This window comes from Psychrobacter sp. TPE 89C, from assembly GCF_055522395.1.
In genome coordinates this window covers 1-4,011 of record NZ_JBVFXW010000088.1, presented here as the reverse complement: position 1 = coordinate 4,011, position 4,011 = coordinate 1, and the positions used below count along the sequence as shown (strand labels likewise).

Sequence of the window (4,011 nt, the reverse complement as noted above, 5' to 3'; positions counted from 1 at the left end):
GAAACTAAAAATATAAACAAGTCGTTCGAATATACTCTTTTAATCTGTAGTAACGCAAGCTATAAATAAACTAATTTTGATAAAAAATATATGAATATACCGCTCACAGCACGAATTTAATGGAATATGCGTAATTTTACTATTTTTATCTATACATTTAAGATGGAGAAATAGCTGGTGAAAATCAATTAAGTATGATTTTATGACTAAATGTAAACGAAAAGAAATAATCTGGTTACGTGTACTTGACGCAACCAGTTATAAAATGCTCTTATGATGGCTATTTATGTGACAGTGTTTTCGACATGGTTATGAGTTGCCTTGATAATATCTGCCAGTTTTTCAGCAATCATAATCGTCGGCGCATTGGTATTCGCGCTAATCAGCGTTGGCATGATTGACGCATCAATGACTCGCAGTCCGCTCACGCCGCGTACCTTTAACTCTAAATCCACTACAGAGCGTTCATCTGAGCCCATACGGCAAGTACCTACTGGGTGATAAATAGTATCTGACTTGTTTCGAATATAGCCGAGCATGCCGTCTTTTTCGATATAGGGGGCGGGGTAGTCTTCCGTAATGTATTCAGCGAGAGGAGACTCTTTCATGATGGCTCTGGTACGCTCAGCGCCCGCCACCATGCACTCTACATCTTTTGGATGAGACAGGTAGTTTGGATCAATTAGGACTGCATCAGAGGGGTTGGCGGAATCAAGTCTAACGGTGCCGCGACTCTCAGGACGCAGGTAGCAACTATGGCAAGAGATGGCAAAGCCACGTCTGAGATCGCGACCGTGTTCAATCACACGAGATATGACGAAGTGTAGCTGAGTATTTGGCCACTCTTTTGGGGCATCGCCGATACTGAAGAACGCACCTGCTTCGGCATAGTTGGTAGACAGCAATCCCGTGCCATCTTTTCTCCATTGTCGAATGCTTTTGGTCAAACGGGAAATCGTTGCCATACCGATACCGATGACATCCGTGGTATTAACTTCATAATCAAAGACCACGTCTAGGTGATCTTGTAGGTTGCCACCGACATCAGGTGAATCTACCACGACCTCGATACCGTGAGATTGCAAGTGTTCTGCTGGGCCAATACCTGATAACATTAACACTTTAGGCGAGCCGAAAGCGCCACCTGATAGGATGACTTCACGATGTGCCATGACGGTATGTTTGACACCATCCTTTTCATAAACCACACCAGTCGCTTGTTTGTCTTCAATGATAACGTGGTTGGCTTGCGCGTGAGTAATAACGGTCAGATTTGAGCGGTTTTGGACGGGATGTAGGTAGGCGGCAGCAGCAGAACAACGCTGACCTTGCTTTTCACCATGGAAATGAGTGACTTGATACAACCCTGTACCATCTTGCTTTTCGCCATTAAAGTCTGTGTTATGGTCGAGACCATTGGCAATCGCGGCTTCTACAAAGGCTTTTGAGATATCGCGTGGGCTGAGCAAGTCGCTGACGTGCAGTGGTCCGCTATCACCATGTAATGCATCGCTACCATGGACGTTGTTCTCTGCTTTGATGAAGTAAGGTAGGACATCATCGAATCCCCAACCATCACAGCCTTGCTCCACCCAGCGCTCATAATCCAGCTTACTGCCGCGGGTATAAATCATGGCGTTGATAGCGGATGATCCACCTAAGCATTGCCCACGTGGTTGGAAGCCGCGTCGATTATTGAGATGAGTTTGAGGAGTAGTGTGAAAGCACCAGTTATTTAACTTTAATGGCTTACCTGGCACCATCAGAATCAATCCAGCAGGCACACGAATGGCAAGGTCTTTGCCTTCGCCGCCAAACTCTAATAAGCAGACACTAATTTCTGGATTTTCGGTGAGACGGCTGGCAAGTACACAGCCTGCAGAGCCACCGCCCACGATGACGTAGTCAAACGTTTTATCAAGTTCCATTTTATCTTCCTTATAGCATCCATGCTAATCAAAACGAGCTTTTCAAAGTAAGCTACTCTTTACAATATCTATTATTTTGCCAGAATAATAAAATAAAAATGACTAGAGCGTGTAGATAGAGAAAATAGACTATCAATAGGAGCCTATTGATAGGTTTTTTGAGGATATTTAGCAGTATTTATCACCATTTCGAAATAAGGGCACGCTCTAATAGTCATTTATATTGAGCAAATTTCTGAACGTACAATAAAGCGTTTACCTTCAGGAATTTCTAGCGAAAAGCTGGCGCCACGCCCGTCAACCACATCAATGGTCAAATCCGTATTTTGCCATAATTTGTGCTGCGCTTTGCCCATATAGAATGGACAGCCAGCAATCTCACCGACCAATACATCTTGGCCGCCTACCTTAAACTCACCTAGCGGATAACACATGGGGGAGCTACCATCACAGCAGCCACCAGACTGATGAAACATAAGCTCACCGTGTTTGGATTTCAGTAGTTCGATTAGGTCTATGCAGGACTCTGTCGCTTTGACTTTCATGATGATTTCCTTATCATATAGAATGTAATTGTAGAAAACGTCTCATTAGCTATGAGCGTCTTATTAAGTATAAGTGTCATACTGGATGAGAATATAAAAAGCCGTATCGTTTTCACTCACATCATTTATAGCATGTGAATGAAGACGATACGACTGATGGTTTGTGATTAAATGTGTGAAGCATTAAGACAATGTCAGAATCTCACAAGCAATATAGTCAATCCTCTATAAAAGAGTTACAGCGTTAACCTCACTTAAGGTATCACATATACATCTGCGCTCGGTTGCCTTGACTCTCTTTTAAACTGAATCAACTATAACTACATACTGTAGTCAATCACAATGCGACCTTCGATTTTGCCTTGGCGCATACGATCAAAGATATCGTTGATGTTTTCCAACGGTTCAGCGCTAACAGTGGCTTTTACTTTACCTGCTGCGGCCATGTTCAACGACTCTTGTAAGTCGAGACGCGTACCAACGATAGAGCCGCGAATGGTAATACCGTTGAGAACCGTATCAAAGATAGAAACTGGGAAGTCGCCCGTTGGTAAGCCGTTAAAGACTATCGTACCACCACGTCTGACCATGCTGATCGCTTGATCGAACGCGATAGCAGATACGGCTGTCACTAACACGCCATGAGCACCGCCAATTTCTTCTTTCAAGTAACTACCAGGATCTGTATTTTTAGCATTGACGGTAATGGTCGCGCCTAGTTTTTTGGCGAATGCGAGCTTTTCATCGTCGATATCGACTGCCGCAACGTTCAGTCCCATGGCAATGGCATACTGTACTGCCATATGACCGAGACCACCGATACCAGAAATAACGACCCAATCACCAGGACGCGCTTCGGTCATTTTTAGACCTTTGTACACGGTGACGCCTGCACACAACACAGGTGCAATCTCAATGGAGTCAACACCTTCTGGGATGATACCGACGTAGTTGGCATTCGCCAGTACGTATTCTGAAAAGCTACCATTAACTGAATAGCCTGCGTTTTGTTGACGCTCGCACAAGGTTTCCCAGCCACCTAAACAATGGGTACAGTGACCACAAGCAGAGTAGAGCCAAGGTACACCGACTCGGTCACCTTCTTTTACATGGGTAACACCTGCACCAACCGCCGTAATTAGGCCGACACCCTCGTGTCCTGGAATAAATGGTGGGCTAGGTTTTACGGGCCAATCGCCTTCAATAGCATGTAAATCGGTATGACAAACACCTGAGGCCTGCATTTTAACCACAATTTCACCAGCGCCTGGCGTTGGAATATCAACTTCTTCGATTTGTAAGGGTTGGTTGAATTCATGCAATACGGCGGCTTTCATCTTATTGCTCATATAGTTCTGCCTTGTTAGATTTTTTGCATAAAAATAATCTGTGAATATACCTAACACACTTTGCAACCTTGATTACAAAGTGCTTCGAACTTTGGCTTAAAAGAACCCCATTTTTTTAGGATCGTAAGACACCAGCATGTTTTTAGTTTGCTGATAATGATCCAGCATCATCAAATGGTTCTCACGGCC

At 44.1% G+C, this 4,011-nt stretch carries 4 protein-coding genes; all 4 read right to left on the bottom strand.

Annotated features, from left to right (window positions below; genetic code table 11):
• Positions 1-284: 284 nt before the first annotated feature.
• Positions 285-1,928, bottom strand: coding sequence for a GMC family oxidoreductase (locus ACZW67_RS14150; RefSeq protein WP_465183783.1), 1,644 nt, complete (start codon positions 1,926-1,928; stop codon positions 285-287).
• A gap of 218 nt (positions 1,929-2,146) precedes the next feature.
• Positions 2,147-2,473: a DUF779 domain-containing protein gene (locus tag ACZW67_RS14145; RefSeq protein ID WP_110923110.1), complete on the bottom strand. Its 327-nt coding sequence runs from the start codon at positions 2,471-2,473 to the stop codon at positions 2,147-2,149.
• A gap of 320 nt (positions 2,474-2,793) precedes the next feature.
• Positions 2,794-3,822 carry an alcohol dehydrogenase AdhP gene (adhP, locus tag ACZW67_RS14140; RefSeq protein ID WP_465183782.1) on the bottom strand — a complete coding sequence of 343 codons (1,029 nt, stop codon included), beginning with the start codon at positions 3,820-3,822 and terminating at the stop codon, positions 2,794-2,796.
• A 96-nt stretch (positions 3,823-3,918) separates the two neighbouring features.
• Positions 3,919-4,011: hypothetical protein (locus ACZW67_RS14135; protein WP_465182014.1), on the bottom strand; the 93-nt coding region annotated here is incomplete at its 5' end.

Coding starts and splice junctions, on each gene's coding strand:
- adhP (WP_465183782.1), bottom strand. CDS start 3,822: ATGAGCAATAAGATGAAAGCCGCCGTATTGCATGAATTCAACCAACCC.
- ACZW67_RS14145 (WP_110923110.1), bottom strand. CDS start 2,473: ATGAAAGTCAAAGCGACAGAGTCCTGCATAGACCTAATCGAACTACTG.
- ACZW67_RS14150 (WP_465183783.1), bottom strand. CDS start 1,928: ATGGAACTTGATAAAACGTTTGACTACGTCATCGTGGGCGGTGGCTCT.